The organism is Paenibacillus sp. FSL R10-2771 (assembly GCF_038000205.1).
Classification (GTDB): Bacteria; Bacillota; Bacilli; order Paenibacillales; family Paenibacillaceae; genus Paenibacillus_AQ; species Paenibacillus_AQ phytohabitans.
Genome location: NZ_JBBOBM010000001.1, coordinates 648,237 through 666,733, shown reverse-complemented (window position 1 = coordinate 666,733; position 18,497 = coordinate 648,237). Strand labels below are relative to the sequence as shown.

Here is an 18,497-nt window from a genome sequence, read left to right as displayed (position 1 = left end):
GTAACTGCGAATTGAGATCTGCCCTAGCCCTCCAGGCTGAGCAGCCCGTGCTCTGAAGTCATCGCCTTGTATTTATCCAGAAAAGCCTGCCCTTCTTCTATACACTCCACCCCGTACCGGATCGTCTTCTCTGCAGAAGTGAACGGGAAAGGTGCGCCCGCCCGTAAGCTTTTGAGCACCAGGATAACTCTGCCGCTATACAGCAGCCCCCGTCCAAAACCCTCGCCGTTAATCTCAGCGGTACTCTGGATCATAAGGCCCGTTCTTTCTTCCATCACTCCGGCCATCGCCTGGAACAGCAGCGGTACCTGCTGGCGCACCTTCGGTGACACGGCACAATTGAATTCGGATTGATTCTGATCCTCGGCAGTAGCCAGGAACAGCTTCCCGATCTTCTCCAGCGGCGGAAGCATGGCATTACGCCCGAAGAAATCTCCGGCATCCAGCAGATGGCACAGCCGCCGGACCAGAGCATCCGCTGTCTCCTGATTCAGTTCCTTGCGCACTTTCCGGCTGCGCAGCCTCATTGCCGGGGCTTCCGTGTTCCCCGTATCCTGCTGCACCGCATGCTCGTCAGCCATGGGTTCCATTTGCTTCTCCCCCTTCACTCCCGCTATTCTCCTCCGCCCGCAGAACCTTGGCCAGCCACATGGGCGGCTTACCCTGAAGCATCTCCACCAGCCGTTTCAGCTGTTCCTCTATGGGACTTCCGAAAGGCACCTTCACCGGCATGATCTTGCGGCGCGTCACCCGTGCGGCCGCTGACGCACCGATCTGCATGATGAAGATCAGGGTACAGTCGCTTACCGCATCCAGCCGGCTGTCGATTTTGCCTGCTTCATCCTGGTTCAGCACCGCTGGCAGCTTGCGCAGCTCAACCAGTGAGGCGCCTGATTTCGTTACATTATATACAGCAAACATCGGACTTTGGCCGAAATGGGCATTTACACGGTTTCCATCATCTGTGGCGAACGCTACTTTCACGGTGTCCTGCCTCCCTCTGCATTAACAAATTCCCTGCTTTATTACTCCATTCCATAGCGCCTCGGTACCCGACCGAGACAGACATATAAGCACCCAGCTCATTCCAGACCGGGAATCCGGCCGGCATAAACGCTGCTTCGATCCGCTGCGCACCTGCGAGCCCGTGGGAATTGCTGATCCACAAATCCGCTCCTTTGCCGAGTACCTCGGCATCATCCAGATCCCCCACCCATACCTCGCGTTCCATTCCGGCAACGAGCGGAGTTTCGTATGAGGTAATCAGCGCCTTCTGCTCTACCCCCAGCTCCTCCAGCCATCCCGAGACCGAATACAAATGATCCGGTTCCAGCGCCGTCAGAGCCGACATTCCGGCAAACTGAAAATGGGCATCCAGCATGCTGTCGAGCAGATTCTCCCTCTGCCAGCAATAACGCAGCGGCACCGGCTCCCCGCTGATCTGATGCAGGAAATGCAGCAGTTCATCAGAAGCCTTTAGCCCCATTGCGCCTTCGAATACCTTATAAGGCGTGCCCAGAGCATTGTGCAGCCGCCGGGCCGGACGCTCCATGCTGCCGCCTATGGCAATCGTCAGCCCGGACTGCAGGCTCTGCAGCATGGAATCCAGCGGAACCCCGCCCCGGGTCAGCGGCGAGAAGCCTGTCAGCAGATGGCCCGACAGGGACGTTGAGATATCCGGCAGCGCAATCACCTCGAACCCGAAGGAGGAGATGATCTCCTTCAGCTCCATTACATCGGCCGGGGTTAAGAATGATCCCGGCAGCAAGGTGATCTGCCGGGTGTTTACACTCCTGGATCCCCGGTGTCCGACCTGCTGGATCATCTCGTCAATCATGGCTTCTACCGTAGAGCTGAAGCCCGATTCCAGTGATCCGCGAAAATCAGGAAGCACGACGGAGAAGGCGAGGCCGCCGCGCATATTCCGCTCTCTTTTATACGTCTTAAGCATGTTCTGATAATCCACACCCGCCACATCAGTCAGCTCTGTTCCAATAATGCCGATGATATCGGGACGGTGCTTGCTCAGCACCAGATTCAGCGCCTCTTCCAGATTGCGGTTGGCGTCGAAGATGACATCCATCTCCTGCAGCGCCGAGGTCTGCACGGCAATCGGTTCCCGGAAATGCCGGGTCAGCAGCGCCTTCGGAAAAGCGGAGCAGCCTTGGGAGCCGTGAATCAGCGGCATGGCCCGGTAACAGCCCTGCAGTGCCAGCACGGCACCCAGCGACTGCCCGATCTTCATCGGGTTGACCGATGCCGGCTTCTTTCTCCGGTTAACGGTCATAAGGAGGATCCTCCTTATCCCATGGAGCAGGACTTGCGGCCAGCTTCCAGATTGGATTAGCCAGCGAATAGGTCAGCTCCTTGGCCAGCCTCAGCAGTCCCTCATATCCGGCATATGCCTTGTGCCGCTCCTGATTAATATCGATGAACGGGATCTGCTCTTTCATTGCCACGTACATATTGCGTCCGCCGGCAATCATAATATCAGCCTTGCGTTCCCTGACCGTCTTAATAATCCGGCTTGCTCCGCCTTCGGGAATGTATTCCGTATCGTCGCCCACCCGGTCGGCAATCCGCCGCACATCATCCTCAGTACTCTTGTTCGTGCCTACCCCGACTACCTGGACACCCAGCTCCTTGAGCGCCGAGATCACCGACCAGCTTTTGACGCCGCCGGTATAGAGCACTGCCCGTTTCCCCTTCAGCAGCTTGCGGTATGGGCGCAGATCCTGGCTTAACCGGGCCTCTTCCCGTTCGGTGAGCCGGTCCACCCGCCGCTCCATCTCACGGTCATTCATTAGAAACGCCATTTGCCGCAGCGAATAGGTCGTTTCCTTGGCACCATAGAACGAACCTTCGAAATAAGGAATGCCGTATCTGGACTCCATCTCCTTGGCAAGGCCCAGCAGCGCCCGGCTGCAGACCACCATATTCACCTTCGCCCGGTGTGCCCATGTAATCTCCTTGTAACGGGCATCTCCCGTTATCCGTGAGGTTACCGCTATCCCTGCGCTGTTCATCAGCTTCTCGATATCCCACATCTCACCGGCGATATTATACTCTCCGATCAGATTCACGCCCAGCGGCGTCAACGGCTCCGGCTCTCCCGTACCGATGACGTACTGCAGCAGGGCATCCCCGGCCAGGCGGTTACCGAGATTTTTGCTGCCGACGAAGCCGGGACTGTTCACGGGGATCACAGGAATCCCGATCCGCTCTGCCGCAGTCTTGCAGACCGCATCCATATCTTCGCCAATCAGCGCTGTCACACAGGTTGAATATACAAATATTGCCGGAGGCGCAAAGCGCTCGGCAATATAGTCGATACTCTCCTTCAATTTCTTCTCGCCGCCAAAAATAATATCGGAATCCGTAAGATCCGTAGCGAAGCCATATTGGGACAGGGAGGGGCCGCTTGATAACGTTCCTCTGCTCTCCCAGCTATTACCGGCACAGGCAATCGGTCCATGGACAAGATGTGCAGCGTCCATAATCGGCAGCAGCGTAATTTGGGCTCCGTCGAAGGAGCAGCCTCCAGCTGCTTCACCCGGTTTGGGCCGCGGACAGGGCTTTGCTTTTGGGGCTATGCTCCCGCAAGCCTCGGAATCAAATCCGTCTTTTCGAACAGGGTCCATCGGCTCTTCATCTCCTTCGCTTAAGATGCTGTGTTTCACGCAAATCTTGCGCTGTTCCTGAGGCGGCATTTGCACATGATGGCAAGAATCCCGGCCCTCCGCTGCCCCCGCGGATTCCGGTCATAATAACTGCTGCCGAAATGTACCGGGGGACGAAGGATGCCAGGTTGAGTATTTTTACATTTATTCAAATAATTACATTGATAATATACATCTCATTTCAGAAATTTTCAGTAATCCCTCTCACTCTTAGTGATCACTTTAACTTAGATAGCTGATAAAACTATGTTTAGCGCACCAGCTCAAAGTTAAATCCGGAATTATTATCATCGAGCTGCTGGAGGATGGTATTCACAATCAAGCTGAGCAGATTCAACGTCCCCTGATACCCGATAATGGGATAACGGTGCATATGATGACGGTCAAAGATCGGGAATCCGACCCGGATCAGCGGAACATCGGCATCCTTGGCGGCGAATTTCAGATGGGAGCTGCCGATTGCCAGATCAACCGTATCATTCAGCAGCAGCGAGCGCATATGCCACAGGTCTTTACCCACATGCACAGTTGCTTCTGAACCGTAGGGACTTGCCGCCAGCAGCGCCTCTGCTTCATCCTTGAACTTCACTTCATTGTAATCAACATCACCGTTCGAGCAGACGATATGCACCGGCTCCATCCCGGTTTCCAGACAGAATCCGATCAGACCGATCAGCAGATCCGGATCACCTACAAGCGCAACCCGCTTGCCGTGCAGGTAAGGATGACTGTCCATGAGCGCATCTACTACGCGGCCGCGTTCTTCGGTAAGTGAAGCAGGAACCGGCAAGCCGGTCAGTTCGCTGATCGTTTCCAGCAATTTATCAGTACCTTTAATCCCAAGCGGTGTCGATAATGCGGAGATTTGCTGCTTCCAGGTTCCGCTGATATATTCCTGCGTCTTTTTCAGCGTATATTTTTGCAGAGACAGGGTTCCCAGTGCATTCGCTGCCTGCGGAACATCCTCAAGCTTCGTGCCGCCATAGTAATACTCGTATTCTCCTGTAGCAGGTGAGTCATAGTTTCCGCTGTGGTCTCCCAGGATGGTGTACTTCGTATCAAAAGCCGCCAGAATCTTGCGCAGTTCAGCAAAGTTGCCGGTGTACGGCTCGAACCCCAGCAGAACATTCAGCTTCTCTCCGCTTTCCGCACCGCTTCCCGGCTTACTCTCGATTCCCGAACGGGTATAGAGGTAGCTCAGAATGCCTTTGATCATGGCGTCATAGCCTGTGATATGCGAACCTACGAAGCTTGGTGTGTTGCAGAAAGCTACCGGGTATTCTTCACTAATCACCCCTTTGATCCGGGCATTGCCGATAAAAGAGTTGAGGTCATCCCCGATAACCTCAGCCATACAGGTGGTACAGATGGCAACCATCTCCGGTTTGTACAGCGCGACACTGTTCTCCAAACCGTCGATCAGGTTGTTCATTCCGCCGAATACGGCCGCATCCTCGGTCATTGAAGTGGAGACGGATGGCGTCGGTTCTTTAAAGTGACGGCTGAGATGACTGCGGAAGTAGGCGTTGCAGCCCTGCGAGCCATGTACAAACGGCAGTGTTTTCTCGAATCCGAGCGCAGCCATTACGGAACCCAGCGGCTGGCAGGCTTTATGCGGATTGATGACCACATTCTGGCGGCCAAAGTTCTTTTCCATATATTCAGCGGATTTGGAGTAAGCGAGTGCTTCAGCAGTTTCCTGCTCGCTGCAAGGCGCTTCGAACTGTTTCTTGTTCTCCCGCTGCTGAACATAACGCTCCTCCTTAAACAAGCTGGTATTATCTTTAATGTTCAGATCGTCCTTGCTCATATGCTCGCCTCCTCTGGCTGGATTTTGGATTTCCGGGTTACCAGATCCCATACCGGGCTGTTCACAGTCATATCCATATCCTTGGCAAAAACCTTAAAGCCGTCGAAGCCATGATAAGGACCGCTGTAATCCCAGGAGTGCATCTGGCGGAATGGAACACCCATTTTGTGATACACATACTTCTCTTTCACACCTGAACCTACCAGATCTATGTTCATTCTCTGGGTGATCTCTTCCAGCTCATAGGCTGTTGGGTCATCCATAATGATCGTTCCTTCCTGCAGCATCGGAAGCATCTTCTCATAGTCATCCTTATGGGCGAATTCGTAACCGGAAGCTACGATATCCATCCCCAGATCCTCATACGCTCCGATGGTATGGCGGGAACGTAATCCGCCGATCATCAGCATGACCGTTTTGTTCTCCAGCCGGGGTCTGAATTTATGGATAATGGCATCCATCACCGGCTTATATTTGGCAATCATTCTCTCGCAGTTTTCCTGAATCGTAGCATCGAACAGGGCGGCGATCGCCCGCAGACTCTCATAGGTCTTGGTCGGTCCGAAGAAGTTGTATTCCAGCCAGGGAATACCGTAGGCCTTCTCCATATGATCCACCATGTAGTTCATCGAACGGTGGCAGTGAATCAGGTTCAGCTTTGCTTTATGAGCTACTTCCAGTTCATTGAGGGAGCCGTCACCGGACCACTGGGCAATCACGCGCAGGCCCATCTCCTCCAGCAGGATACGGGATGCCCAGGCATCACCGCCGATATTATAGTCGCCGATAATGTTGACATCATACGGGCCTGTCTCCGCCAGGTCCGCACGGCCCATGACGAAATCGCGGATAGCATCGTTCGCAATATGGTGACCCAGCGATTGGCTGACCCCCCGGAACCCTTCACAGCGCACGGGAACAATCGGCATATCCAGCTCTTTGGACATCTTTTTGGATACCGCTTCAATATCATCACCGATCAGACCGACCGGGCATTCGGATTGAACTGAGATCCCCTTGGCCAGCGGGAACATTTCGGTGATTTCACGCATGATTACGGCCAGCTTCTTATCTCCGCCGAAGACAATATCCGTCTCCTGAAAATCACTGGTGATCTGCATCGCCGTAAAGTTGTCAATGCCCAGGGTCCCGTTCGCAAAGTTACGGCGTGAGCCCCAGCTATATTGGCCGCAGCCGACCGGTCCGTGACTAATGTGAACCATATCCTTGATCGGGCCCCAGACTACCCCTTTGGAACCTGCATAGGCACAACCGCGCGGAGTCATCACACCCGGACGGGATTTAATGTTGGACTTGACTGCACAAGTACCGCAATCTATTGCGTTATCTGTAGCGACCTGAAAATGCTTCTCGCGGTCTTTTTTCGCTTTTTTCGGGTAAGCTTCCAGAACTTCTTCTACCAGTTTTTTATTATCTTCGATATTCAGTCCCATGTATTGACCCTCCTTTTCTTGATGCAGGACGTCTAAGCCGCCTGCGTGGCTAATACCACCTGAGATGATCCGGCGAAGGCCGTCTCTCCACTCCCGTTCACCGGATCACTCTGTAGATTACGGCTTAGAGTCTTATTGACCGGAAGCCTGCAGCTTCTTGATTGCCGCTTCTTCATCTTCGATGATGCCGAATTCCATCAGCAGCTCTTCCAGCTCTTCCATGGAAATCGGAGTAGGGATGGTCAGCATTTTGTTATTGAGGATTTTCTCAGCCAGCGTTTCATATTCTTTCGCCTGCTGATGGGTAGGATTATATTGGGCAACAGTCATTCTGCGCAACTCGGCATGCTGAACGATGTTATCGCGCGGCACAAAGTGAATCATCTGTGTGTTCAGGCGGCGGGCCAATTCCATAATCAGCTCATCTTCACGGTCCGTGTTGCGGCTGTTGCAGATCAGGCCGCCCAGTCTTACACCGCCGCTGGTAGCATATTTCAGGATACCGCGGGCGATATTGTTCGCTGCGTACATCGCCATCATCTCGCCGGAACAGACAATGTAGATCTCTTGCGCCTTGCCTTCGCGGATTGGCATGGCGAAACCGCCGCATACAACGTCACCAAGTACGTCATAGGATACGAAGTCCAGATCCTGATAGGCACCTTCCTGTTCCAGGAAGTTAATGGCGGTGATGATCCCGCGTCCTGCGCAGCCTACTCCAGGTTCAGGGCCGCCGCATTCTACGTTGATAATGTCACCGAAACCTGTCTGCAATACATCTTCAAGCTCAAGATCCTCTACCGAGCCAAGCTCAGCCGCCAGTTCAAGCACCGAGTTCTGGGCTTTCGTGTTCAGGATCAGACGGGTAGAGTCTGCCTTAGGGTCACAGCCTACGATCATTATTCTTTGTCCGAATTTTGTAGCCAGCTGAGCCAGGGTGTTTTGTGAAGTTGTCGATTTACCGATACCGCCTTTACCGTAGAAAGCTATTTGTCTCATTGTTCATCATCCCTTCGAAATGTTTATATTTTCAAAATAAGAGCTGTACTTGACGCTTTCGAGAATGGCTTCCTGAATTCCGCCTTTGCGGACGAGGGGCAGGACTCCGATCTTGTTCAGGCTGGCTCTTGGAGCATCGCCGATACCGGAGCAGAGAAGAATGCGGCAATCACTTAGAATAGAGATGATTTCTTGCAGCGTGGCGGCTTTGTCGCCGTTACAGTCTGCTTTGCCATGACAGTATGCTTGTATTTTGCGGACACCCAGGAGCTGTACATCTGCGCCGTCAGTGTCGTAAATCAGAAACTCAGTGGCATGACCGAAATGCTGATTCACCTTATCGCCTCCTCTAGTGGCAACTGCGACTCTGGTCTTCGGCCCGCCTGCCTGAATGCGTCTGGCCTGCTTGGCTTTGACGCGCTCGCGGATTTTGGTATCCAGCTCACTCTGGAACATTGCCCTGGCTTCTTCATTAATGACCGGTTCAGCTTCCATCGCTTCAAGCTGGAAATCCTGATTGCGGTCCTGGCCAAGCAGCCCGATCGCATCCGCCCGGCATTGGCGGCAATGGCGCATGACCTTCATCCCGTCACGGCCTAGCAGCTCCTGCAGGTTAAGCAATTCCTTCGGACGGGGCGCTTTGCGTCCATCCGCTTCGTATTGGCTGCCCGGCGCGATAATCAGCGGTGTTACATTATGCAGCGTGGCCCCGAGTTCTTTTACTCTTTGGGACACGGCGGGCAGATGATGATCGTTGACCCCCGGAATCATAATCGAATTCACTTTGACCAGAATCCCCAGCTTCGCCAGCATCTCAAGCCCCAGCAATTGGCGGCTGATCAGCAGCTCAGCTGCTTCCCTTCCTTCGTACCGGACCCCTTCATCGAATACCCAGGGATAAATCGCCTGGCCGACATCAGGATCAATGGCATTGATGGTGATGGTGACATGCCGGATGCCAAGCTCGATAATCTCATCCACATGCCGGTACAGCGTAAGTCCGTTGGTACTAAGGCAGAGTGACACGTCTGGCACATACTTCTTGACCCGGGCAAAGGTATCAAACGTCTGCTCCGGATTCGCCAGAGGATCTCCGGGTCCGGCCACACCCACTACCGAGAGCTGCATCAGCTGGGCAGCAACGCCTCTCACCTTACGTTCTGCCTGCTCCGGCGTAAGCACTTCACTGACCACGCCCGGCCTGCTTTCATTTACACAGTCGAACTTGCGGTTGCAGTAATTGCACTGGATGTTACAGGCGGGAGCAACCGGGATGTGCATCCGGGCATAAAACCGGTGGGCCTCCTCGCTGTAGCAAGGGTGGCGGCTAATCTCCTCCTCCGCTTCACTTGATATACATGACGGCTGCATCATTTCCCACCTCCTAAAAGTTTTACGGAGTATTACTCCATTGAAACCACTTCGCAGTAAAACTCGCTTCGGAAGCATCACTCAAGTTTTGTAAGCTAAGCTTCCCTGACATTCCCATATGCGACAGTCAACTGGCTGCCAGCTCGGTTTAATGTTATGTTAATTAACACAAACCTTGCTTGCTGCTTTAATTAGTCTCATCATATTTTCATAACAGGGCATCGTCAATTAGCTTAAAGCTTGATTTGCCCTTAATTTCCTTATGTTTGCAGTTTCGACATATGGTATGTCAAGTTATATAACTCGTATATGCCATGTTTCCGTTTTCAAAACAATCATTTCCTGATGATATTTATTCTCATAAACATTGACAACGCCTCTCAACTCATATATGATACTTTTAGTCAGATACGTAAATCCTAAAATTTCATATATCCCGTAAAGGGGAGTAGCTGTTAGATAAAATCGTCAATACGAGAATATGAGGATATTCTCCGGTTTTATCGGCAATTTATCATTGTTAGCGAGACCTTTACCAATCAGGTTACCTTTATTCCAAAGGCTAATCTGTTTGGTAAAGGTCTTTTTTATATAGTTTTGGTTACAATAATGGTAATAAGGGTATTTTTTACGAAAAGTATCCAGAGCCACATGAGGAGGAAACAGCAATGGATTGGGGATTATTATTAGAATACGGATGGGTATTGCTCGTTCTGGTCGCACTGGAAGGGCTGCTTGCCGCAGACAACGCACTTGTATTGGCAATCATGGTTAAACATCTTCCTGATGAGGAACGTAAGAAGGCGCTCTTTTACGGATTGGCAGGAGCGTTTGTGTTCAGGTTTGGATCACTTTTCGTCATCTCTTATCTGGTCGACATCTGGCAGGTACAAGCTATCGGCGCAATTTATCTGTTATTTATCGCGGGGAATCATATCTTCCGGAAATTGCTGTTCAAGAAACCGGTCACGGATGAAGCAGCTGAAAGCGGCACTTCCGGGGCTGTCAACAAGAAGAAATCCAGCTTCTGGTTCACCGTACTTAAGGTTGAGATTGCAGATATCGCCTTTGCAGTAGACTCCATCCTCGCAGCTGTTGCCCTCGCCGTTGCTCTTCCGCCAAGCGGAATCGGCCACATTGGCGGGCTTGACGGCGGACAGTTCCTGGTAATCTTTGCGGGCGGATTCATCGGCCTGGTTATTATGCGATTTGCCGCTTCTTTCTTCGTCAAATTGCTCCACACACGTCCAGGTCTCGAAATTGCCGCCTTCTTCATTGTCGGCTGGGTAGGGATTAAGCTTGCCGTCATCACTCTTGCACATCCTTCGCTGGGTGTATTGTCTGAAGACTTCGCGCATAGCACCTGGTGGAAACTGACCTTCTACGTGGTTCTGATTATTATTGCGGCTACAGGCTGGTTCATGAGCAGCATCAAGACCGAAGACAATGTCGGCGAGAATCCCGTCAAGGAAGTCGACAAACAGCTCGGCAAATAAGCTTCTCCACTTCATAATGCGACGTCAAAAAGCCCGTTCCCGCCATAGTGGCGGAAACGGGCTTTGCTGTGCTCCATTCTCTATTGGCCGATCACCTGATCGGTTCTGCCCTGCAGCTCTACGAGCTTCATGATCACATTAGCTGCCTGCGCTTTGGTTACAATCTGCTGTGGATTGAACTTCCCGTTCTCTCCCTGCAGCAATCCCAGCTTAACAGCCAGTGCTACTGCCCCTTTATCCTGAATTGCCGCATTGTCACTGAAGCCGGTTATGACAGAATCATTACCCAGAAAAGCTGAAAGCTTATCGTACTTCAGGAAGGAGGCCAGCAGAACAGCAAGCTGTTCGCGGCTTAACTTACTCTCAGGCTGCAGCGCAGCCCCTCTGCTGATCCATTCACGCTCTGCCGCATAGCTGACGGCTTCATAATAAGGGCTGTCCGGACTCACTCCAGCCACGGCTTTAGGTTCAGAACCATTCGAATACCCTGCATAATACGGTGTTGAGGATCTGGCAATCAGGGTGAACCAGTCTCCGGCCGTTATCTCCTGGTCCGGATTCACCTTCTTATCCGCATCTACGCTCAGCACGCCGTAGTTCAGCAGCTCGGTCAGTGCCTGCTCTGCTGCATGCCCCTTAAGATCAACTGCCTCCGCTCCACTCCGTGATTGCAACGGGCTCTCGTAGGTCGTGACCCATTCCTTAGTTTGCGCATCCAGTACCTTATAGGTATCCTGAGAATCTGCCGGAGTCGGAGCATATACCAGCTTAACTACCGGTTCAACATACTTATTGTCTATATTATATCCGCCTATACTGCTGTACTGCAGCTTCAGATCATATCGGCCGAGATAGCTCTGAAGTGCTTCCGCCCCGGAAACTGCCGGAACAGGCTTATCTTTGAGCGCTTCATAACCGGTGTTGCCTGTATTCATGTAGCTTTGCAGTCTGCCGTAAACATCCATAGTCATGACTATATTACTGTCACTAACCGGAATACCCTGATAATAGCGCAAGAACTGGTAACGGTACCCCTTCCCGTCCTCAAGGATACTCCACTTTCCTCCATGCTCAGCCAGCTTAAGACTTCCGCTGGCCTTAGGATACAGACGGTTGATAAGCTCTATCGCCCTCTCCTTGGCTTGTGCCTGCGTCAGTTTGGTTCCGCCTGCAGGTGCAGGCTGTTCCTTCAATGCCTGGCCTCCATACTGCTCCAGCTGGAATTGAATGATTTCTCCGGTGCTGGAGTCTACTTCAGCGTACGTACGCTCCGGCATTGCCATATTAGCAGCCGTGCGGCTTGCTTCCCAGGATAATCTCCAGAGCTTTTGCTTATCATTCTGGGAATTCACGCCAGAGTTCTGGCCTGAAAGCTTGCGTTCTGCAGGAATCGCAGCGACCTGCTGTACCAGCTTCGCCGCTGCAGCTGCGGTCAGCCCGGCGGCGCTTGCAGGCTGGAAAGTATTCTTCCGCTCTGGAACCGCCTCATAAGTGACAGCTGCCGTAATTGCTTCGCCTTCATTATCTATGCTTTTGCCAGTCTGGGCATCTACAAGGGACAGGGATTCACTCTCAGGGCGCCAGCCCAGAATCCAGCGCACTGCCGCGCCATCTTTATATATAGGGATATAATAGAGGCCAACCTTAAAGTTCCCGGCAAATTGCTTGCTAGCTGATTCCGGGGAGACCGCCGGCTTCGCTGACGGATACACTCCGTCTGTAGCCGGTTTGCTGAATTGAACGATATTCCCGTTTCCATCGACGGAGATGTTCAGCATATCCGCTGCTGAGGGAAGCCCGTTTCTCAAGATTCTGAACGGAAATCTATATTCAAACATACCAAAGAGCGCGTCCCTGCCCATATAAGTCTGGTCGTTATCATCCAGTACAAGGTCCTTGGCTGCCAGGGATGGTGCGGCCGCGGCAATGAAGCTGCGGGCTTTCGCCAGCGCCTCCTCCCGGGAGAATTCCGGAGGGTAAAAGGCATTCTCCCTCAACATAGGATAAGAAATATACGTATTCACCAGATCACCTGTCATCGCATCGACCAAACTGGAGAACCCGTAACCTGAGCTGCCCAGCTGGTACTGCCACTGGACATTCCACACCATCTGGTTCCCGGAAGGAGGGTAAGAATCCGTGCCAAGCCGTACATTGGATACCGTCGCTTCCTTCAGAACGGGAAACAGCTCTCTTAGCTTGGCAATGGCCTGCTCCTGTGTGATTTTGGCCTTGGCCGGGTCCGGGGCTGCGGAATTGGCGGCCTGTCCGGCAGCTGCTGTGGAGAGAGGCACCCTTACCGAAGTGTAGCTGGAATCCGCAGCAGCCAGCCCGCCAGGCAGCAGTAATGCAAGCGCTACCGAAGTAATCAGGGCTGTCCGGGCGGTTTGCTGAATAAATTGATTGCGTTTACTGTTCAAAACATTTCATCCTCCTCAAATAAGTAACATGAATATTCTAATTATAATTATATTTAGATATATTTACCATGTTATATTTGCGACAGGAAATTACAGCATTCTCAAACAAGTAGAAACGGCTTTGCCGTCCTTTTAAGGGACGGTGTTGTTTCAGCGAGAAATAGAAGGATAAGTTATCGTGTGAAACATATAAATTCTTATATTTCAAAAAAAACGGGCACCGTCCTTATGCGGACAATACCCGTGTACAGACTACCGCCGCCACTTCATAAACCGGTAATCCAGCAGATCCACCAGCAGGAAAAGGACAAAGCCTACCAGACTGAACAGCATAATTCCCGCATACATCTCCGGATAATCCAGCCGCAGCCAGGCATCCATAATGAAGAAGCCCATGCCATGCTCCGTACCGTAAATTTCGGTGAAGAACAGCACCGATATTGCCGTTCCAAGGGAGATACGAATGGTGCTGAGAATGACCGACAATGCGCCGGGGAGCGTCACATTCCAGAACTTCTGCATGGAGCTGGCGCCGATGCTCGTCAGAACATCATATGTACTCTCAGGGATCGCCTTCACACCATCACGTACGGATATGATTACCTGGAACAGCAGGATCAGCATGATCATCAGCACTTTGGAGGTCTCTCCGAGGCCGAAGAACAGCATCACTACAGGCAATAGCGCAATCTTGGGAATCGGATAGGTCAGATACACTACCGGATCCAGCAGCCTGTTCCAGAGTGGAGAGCGGCCCATCAGCAGGCCTACCATCAGTCCGAGCAGCAGCGCCAGCAGCACACCCTCGAAGATCCGGAGCAGGCTGTAGCCGACGTTCAGCGCCACATCACGCGCACCCAGATGAAACATAGCTTCATAGACTGCACCCGGACTTGGCAGAATGGAATGATTCATCAGCAGATAGGCTATATACCAGATTACATTCATGCCCGCAAAAACGAACAGCAGCCGCAGCAGGTGAGGGAGATGCCGTTTTTTCACCATTTCTCCATCATTACCTTTCTGATTCTCTTACTTTGCTCGAAATACTCATCGCTCTCCCGCTTGTCCACATGCTTCATGGCAAACACAGCGGAGTTATCGAGAATCTCCGGCGGCTCCTGTTGCCCGGGCAGCATCACGATAATCTTCTGTCCCAGGAGAATCGCTTCTTCTATATCATGGGTGACGAACAGCGTGGTTGCCGGATGCGCCTGCCAGTTGTCGATAAAAATCTGCTGCAGCCCTTCCCGCGTAATGGCATCCAGCGCCGAGAACGGCTCGTCCAGCAGCAGAATAGTCGGCAGAATGGCGAATGCACGGGCAATAGCTACCCGTTGCTGCTGTCCTCCGCTCAGGGAGAGCGGAAACCGGCCGGCCAGCCCGGCTATACCCATGGACTCCAGCCAATGCAGGATTTGCACGTCCTGCTCCTGCCTGTTTGTGCTCCCGCTGCCGGGGCGGGCAATTTTCATGGCAATCCTGATATTGTCACGGACTGTCTTCCAGGGCAGCAGGCCATAATTCTGCGGCACCAGGCCAATCAGCGTCTCCTTCTCATGGACGGATCTGCCGTTGAAGAGCAGTTCCCCCTCATACCCCGGCAGCAGGCCGGCAATCGCCCGCAGCAGCGTGGATTTGCCGCTGCCGGAAGGACCGATTACTGTGTATATCCCATGCTCCGGCAGGGTCAGATTCATCTCTCCGAGTGCCAGCTGTCCCTTTTCGTAGGCTACATGAAGGTTGTTAATGCGGAGTCCGCTATTCTTTAAACTGGACATCGGAGATCACTTCTTCAGCCGATATATTTTTGGTGAGCAGTCCTTTTTCACGCGCCCAGGCGAAGGCCGCTTCTACTTCCTTCACATCCACCTGGTAAGCAGGGAGATATTCCGGCACCTTAATCTCATTCTTCAGCGTGTCCGGATAACCCACTTCCTTGATAATCAGATCGATATATTCCGACTGGTCATGCGTTTTCATATAATCTACAGCTTCATCATAAGCGGCGTACATATCACGGATACCTTGTCCCTTGGCATCAATCGCACTCTGCGGGAAAGCCAGCACGAACGGATTGATTCCCGCACTATGGGTCGAGCTGAGGACACGCAGGCCAGCAGTTTTGCCCATGGTCACGAACGGCTCCGGAAGGACGGCTGCATCAGCCTTATTACTTTTCAGCAGCTCCAGACGGGTTGGAATCTGCGGCACTTCGGTCACTGTAATATCGTCTTCGGTCAGACCGGCCTGCTTCAGCATCATCGCCACGGTATATTGGGTCGAGGTATTCTTGGACAGAATGACAGTTTTGCCCTTCAGATCCTTCACCTCTTTGACTTCATCATTTCCGGTCAGCAGATCAAATTCACCCGTGGTAGTACTGGTAATTTTGACATCCAGTCCCGCTTCATTATAGATGGAAATCGCTACAAGATCTGCGCTGAGACCATCTACTTTGCCGGCTTGAAAAGCTACATCACGGTCCTTGGCGCTCTTGAAGGTCTGGATATCGAGGTTTACATTATGCTGTTTATCAAAGCCTTGCTCATGCGCAATAATAAACGGAATCGCATCAATAGAAGGCAGCAGACCCAGCGATATGGTAACCGCCTCGGCGGGAGCTTCCGCAGCATTTCCGGTACTTGCAGTATTGGCATTGCCTGCATTGGCATTATTCGAATTTCCGCAGCCAGCCGCTACCAGACCAACCGCAGCGGTCAACATTGCTATTTTCATAAGGTGCTTCCAGTTTCTTCTCTCCATGATTCTTAATTCCTCCGTCTCTTTTCGGTTCATCTTGTTGCTGTACCTTCGCTTCTGCTTCCGGGAGCAGGATAACCCTGTGGTGCAATGCAGCATAATCCCCTCAGGCCTGAGGTCCATGCGCATTTATTCACATATAGGCATAGAAGTAGAAACGTTAATGCCCCCCCTTTGAAGGGCAGCACCCGTTTCTCTGTATATCCATGCTATTCTGCTCGCCGGGAAGACCTAAGTAATGCAATTTTACACCCATTGCCCTATTTTGTATATTTATAAATTGAAATAATCAGGGTAGTGCCTACATGTATTTCCCGTAATCCTTGATTGTCACCTTGGCCTTGCACTCTATCTCCACCTGCGGATAAACCTCCCGCCAATTCATTTGATTCCACTCTTTATAGCTCAAAGTATTCCTTATCTGTATCCCGATTCCGAGACTATCTACGTTATGCTGCTGCATTTGCGACACCATTTCTTTGGCTTTGGCCATAATCACATCTGCGATATCCCGCTCCAGCTGTTGTCTTACCCCGGCCTTATTCAGATAATGGTGTCCGGTATATTCAAGCACGGAGCCCTGGATATTCGCCAGAAGCTCGACTTTGAACCGGCCGGGCCCCAGACGATGAACCTTCACCTTGCGTGAATTCAATAATGAACTGAACATCACTACCACCTGCCGGCCATCCTTTTCCCCCAAATGGAGAGCGGCCTCCCCTTGCCTCAGGTCATCACGGAAAAGCCCGAAGAAGATCCCGTCTTGAGCCGGAATCTTCATTCTGTAACGGTCCTCCTGAAACAAGGCAATGCCGTCAATAACGGCTTTGTCCCCGCTATCCTTTACTATCGGTGCCACCGGATCTATGCCATCGTCATTATAGTCACGGGAGAATTCATACAGAGTGGTATTGGGAATGCTGTTGCCGGCCGCCTCTTTCTCCAGCAGATGATTGATATATCTTCCGGTATCCGTATGCGGCTCGTAATCCTTGGCCAGAATTTCACCGGCATCCCCGTTAATAATTGTAACCTTGACGCCAAGGGCTATAGAGGGATCACGCAGCAGGGTATCAATGTAATCCCCGAGTCCGGCTTTGGCCAGCTTCAGACCAAACAATGCATCTCTGAGCTGCCCGCTGACAACCGTCAAATCCGTCTGTCTGGAGAACATGATTCTCGCTTCCTTAATGCTATCCGAGACAGTAGACAACAGCTCACGGCGTGCGGAGGAATCCGGGTCAATGACCGGGACGCAGGAGGTAACTTTGATCCTGTTATTCTCTGCAAGATCATAGCTCGCCGTCTGCACCAGGCCCAGCTTCTCAAGGATTCTCTCGTCGCTTTTGCATCCGGTCAGCAGCAGAGGAAGCAGAAGCAATAGACTCAGGGACAACCTTGCCAAGCTATAAATCTGTCTATGCACGGACCTCTCCCCCTTTCCGCTGAATCAGCAGCAATAGAAGCAATAGTACAGGAAACCCGAAAGCAATCCCGGTCACCGCATACCCCAGGTTAGTGATCCAGACCCCCACTGCATCCAGTGTCTTCGGAATAAAAGAGATACTGTAGGAAATCGCAATCAGTAAGAAAGAGAGCACGGATAGTTTTATTCTGGGGAGCATTCTTCGTACCGACTCTTGTGCCGCCCACCAGTACATTACAACAGTGACCAGAACCGGGAACAGAAACAGCCCGTACAGCAGATTCTCCAGCCTCTCTATAAACGGAAATTGGATATACGCCAGCAAATCAAGCAAGGGATAGAGCAGTTTTTTCAATTGCCCCAGACTGAAGAACCCGAAGCAGATGATCGCCAGCGAGATATACAGCACAGCTAAATAGAGATTTCCCGCATAGACGCCCGCCATAGCCTTTTTGTTCTTGTTCACGTAAGGGAACAGCAGTATCGATAATTCGTAACCGAGAAAAGCGGAATAGATCTCCATCGCTCCTTTGAACTGATTATGCCCGCCTTTGAGAATAAACGGAGTCAGGCGTTCCCAGCGGAACGCCGGAAAAAACCACAGCATGAGCAGATACATCCAGGCAGACAGCCAGAAGAACAGCGTTGCCGCTTTGGAGATGGAATAGATTCCTTTGGTAATCATCAGAAAGGCCAGAATGTCCACAGCCAGCTTGAACACCATGGGATTCGTTGTCGGGAAGGACAGCATTTGGAAGATTAGTACGTATTTCTTGCCGATCATGCAGCCAAAAACAAGCCAGACCGCAGCCAGGCCGCCATAAAAGGGATACAGCACCGGCCTTGGAATTGTCTGCTCCATAATTTCAAATACAGACCTCCCTTGGCCAAGCCGGAAGACCAGTGAAATTAAATAGATATTGAAGGTAGAGACTACGATACACGGCACCAGAAAAAGCCATCCGTTGGTACCGAAATAGTCGGCCAGATTGCGGGGCAATGTGAAGATCACAATTCCGGATTGGGTCATATGCATTAGAACGGCAATATGAAAGGGGCGCAGCTTTTCGGGCATAAC

At 51.9% G+C, this 18,497-nt stretch carries 15 protein-coding genes; 1 reads left to right on the top strand and 14 read right to left on the bottom strand.

Annotated features, from left to right (window positions below):
• Positions 1-23 precede the first annotated feature (23 nt).
• The 8 genes from NSU14_RS02960 to nifB all read right to left on the bottom strand — a co-directional run bounded on the left by NSU14_RS02960 (position 24) and on the right by nifB (position 9,317).
• Positions 24-590, bottom strand: coding sequence for a DUF269 domain-containing protein (locus tag NSU14_RS02960; protein WP_340942695.1), 567 nt, complete (start codon positions 588-590; stop codon positions 24-26).
• Positions 574-984, bottom strand: a complete 411-nt coding sequence (gene nifX, locus NSU14_RS02955) for a nitrogen fixation protein NifX (protein ID WP_039297710.1) — start codon at positions 982-984, stop codon at positions 574-576. Before nifX ends, NSU14_RS02960 begins: the two co-directional genes overlap by 17 nt.
• Positions 959-2,287 carry a nitrogenase iron-molybdenum cofactor biosynthesis protein NifN gene (nifN, locus tag NSU14_RS02950; protein WP_042139708.1) on the bottom strand — a complete coding sequence of 443 codons (1,329 nt, stop codon included), beginning with the start codon at positions 2,285-2,287 and terminating at the stop codon, positions 959-961. Before nifN ends, nifX begins: the two co-directional genes overlap by 26 nt.
• Positions 2,277-3,710 carry a nitrogenase iron-molybdenum cofactor biosynthesis protein NifE gene (gene nifE / locus NSU14_RS02945; protein ID WP_340942688.1) on the bottom strand — a complete coding sequence of 478 codons (1,434 nt, stop codon included), beginning with the start codon at positions 3,708-3,710 and terminating at the stop codon, positions 2,277-2,279. The genes nifN and nifE overlap by 11 nt, the downstream gene beginning before the upstream one ends.
• A gap of 220 nt (positions 3,711-3,930) precedes the next feature.
• A complete protein-coding gene (nifK, locus tag NSU14_RS02940) occupies positions 3,931-5,490 on the bottom strand; it encodes a nitrogenase molybdenum-iron protein subunit beta (RefSeq protein WP_336102460.1) in 1,560 nt (519 codons plus the stop codon).
• Positions 5,487-6,944 (bottom strand): nitrogenase molybdenum-iron protein alpha chain, encoded by a 1,458-nt coding sequence (nifD, locus tag NSU14_RS02935; protein WP_340942681.1) that lies wholly within the window; start codon positions 6,942-6,944, stop codon positions 5,487-5,489. Before nifD ends, nifK begins: the two co-directional genes overlap by 4 nt.
• 132 nt (positions 6,945-7,076) lie before the next feature.
• Complete coding sequence (nifH, locus tag NSU14_RS02930; RefSeq protein ID WP_039297719.1) at positions 7,077-7,943, bottom strand: nitrogenase iron protein; 867 nt, start codon at positions 7,941-7,943, stop codon at positions 7,077-7,079.
• Between the two features lie 6 nt (positions 7,944-7,949).
• Positions 7,950-9,317: a nitrogenase cofactor biosynthesis protein NifB gene (gene nifB / locus NSU14_RS02925; protein WP_340942678.1), complete on the bottom strand. Its 1,368-nt coding sequence runs from the start codon at positions 9,315-9,317 to the stop codon at positions 7,950-7,952.
• A 665-nt stretch (positions 9,318-9,982) separates the two neighbouring features.
• Here nifB and NSU14_RS02920 point away from each other — a divergent pair.
• Positions 9,983-10,810, top strand: a complete 828-nt coding sequence (locus NSU14_RS02920; RefSeq protein ID WP_042139713.1) for a TerC family protein — start codon at positions 9,983-9,985, stop codon at positions 10,808-10,810.
• Between the two features lie 80 nt (positions 10,811-10,890).
• On the opposite strand, the gene NSU14_RS02915 is transcribed toward NSU14_RS02920, so the two are convergent.
• From NSU14_RS02915 to NSU14_RS02890, 6 genes are all read right to left on the bottom strand, one after another.
• Positions 10,891-13,230 (bottom strand): S-layer homology domain-containing protein, encoded by a 2,340-nt coding sequence (locus NSU14_RS02915; protein ID WP_340942676.1) that lies wholly within the window; start codon positions 13,228-13,230, stop codon positions 10,891-10,893.
• 252 nt (positions 13,231-13,482) lie between these two features.
• Positions 13,483-14,235: an ABC transporter permease gene (locus tag NSU14_RS02910; RefSeq protein WP_042139715.1), complete on the bottom strand. Its 753-nt coding sequence runs from the start codon at positions 14,233-14,235 to the stop codon at positions 13,483-13,485.
• Entirely contained in the window at positions 14,229-15,011 is a 783-nt protein-coding gene (locus tag NSU14_RS02905; protein ID WP_340942671.1) for an ABC transporter ATP-binding protein, read from the bottom strand. Before NSU14_RS02905 ends, NSU14_RS02910 begins: the two co-directional genes overlap by 7 nt.
• Positions 14,992-15,969, bottom strand: a complete 978-nt coding sequence (locus NSU14_RS02900; RefSeq protein ID WP_340942668.1) for an ABC transporter substrate-binding protein — start codon at positions 15,967-15,969, stop codon at positions 14,992-14,994. Before NSU14_RS02900 ends, NSU14_RS02905 begins: the two co-directional genes overlap by 20 nt.
• Positions 15,970-16,294: 325 nt before the next feature.
• Positions 16,295-17,419: a Ger(x)C family spore germination protein gene (locus NSU14_RS02895; protein WP_083705748.1), complete on the bottom strand. Its 1,125-nt coding sequence runs from the start codon at positions 17,417-17,419 to the stop codon at positions 16,295-16,297.
• Positions 17,412-18,494: a GerAB/ArcD/ProY family transporter gene (locus NSU14_RS02890; RefSeq protein WP_171718725.1), complete on the bottom strand. Its 1,083-nt coding sequence runs from the start codon at positions 18,492-18,494 to the stop codon at positions 17,412-17,414. Before NSU14_RS02890 ends, NSU14_RS02895 begins: the two co-directional genes overlap by 8 nt.
• Between the last annotated feature and the right edge of the window lie 3 nt (positions 18,495-18,497).

Coding starts and splice junctions, on each gene's coding strand:
- NSU14_RS02960 (WP_340942695.1), bottom strand. CDS start 590: ATGGAACCCATGGCTGACGAGCATGCGGTGCAGCAGGATACGGGGAAC.
- nifN (WP_042139708.1), bottom strand. CDS start 2,287: ATGACCGTTAACCGGAGAAAGAAGCCGGCATCGGTCAACCCGATGAAG.
- nifE (WP_340942688.1), bottom strand. CDS start 3,710: ATGCCGCCTCAGGAACAGCGCAAGATTTGCGTGAAACACAGCATCTTA.
- nifK (WP_336102460.1), bottom strand. CDS start 5,490: ATGAGCAAGGACGATCTGAACATTAAAGATAATACCAGCTTGTTTAAG.
- nifD (WP_340942681.1), bottom strand. CDS start 6,944: ATGGGACTGAATATCGAAGATAATAAAAAACTGGTAGAAGAAGTTCTG.
- nifH (WP_039297719.1), bottom strand. CDS start 7,943: ATGAGACAAATAGCTTTCTACGGTAAAGGCGGTATCGGTAAATCGACA.
- nifB (WP_340942678.1), bottom strand. CDS start 9,317: ATGATGCAGCCGTCATGTATATCAAGTGAAGCGGAGGAGGAGATTAGC.
- NSU14_RS02920 (WP_042139713.1), top strand. CDS start 9,983: ATGGATTGGGGATTATTATTAGAATACGGATGGGTATTGCTCGTTCTG.
- NSU14_RS02910 (WP_042139715.1), bottom strand. CDS start 14,235: ATGGTGAAAAAACGGCATCTCCCTCACCTGCTGCGGCTGCTGTTCGTT.
- NSU14_RS02905 (WP_340942671.1), bottom strand. CDS start 15,011: ATGTCCAGTTTAAAGAATAGCGGACTCCGCATTAACAACCTTCATGTA.
- NSU14_RS02900 (WP_340942668.1), bottom strand. CDS start 15,969: ATGAAAATAGCAATGTTGACCGCTGCGGTTGGTCTGGTAGCGGCTGGC.
- NSU14_RS02890 (WP_171718725.1), bottom strand. CDS start 18,494: ATGCCCGAAAAGCTGCGCCCCTTTCATATTGCCGTTCTAATGCATATG.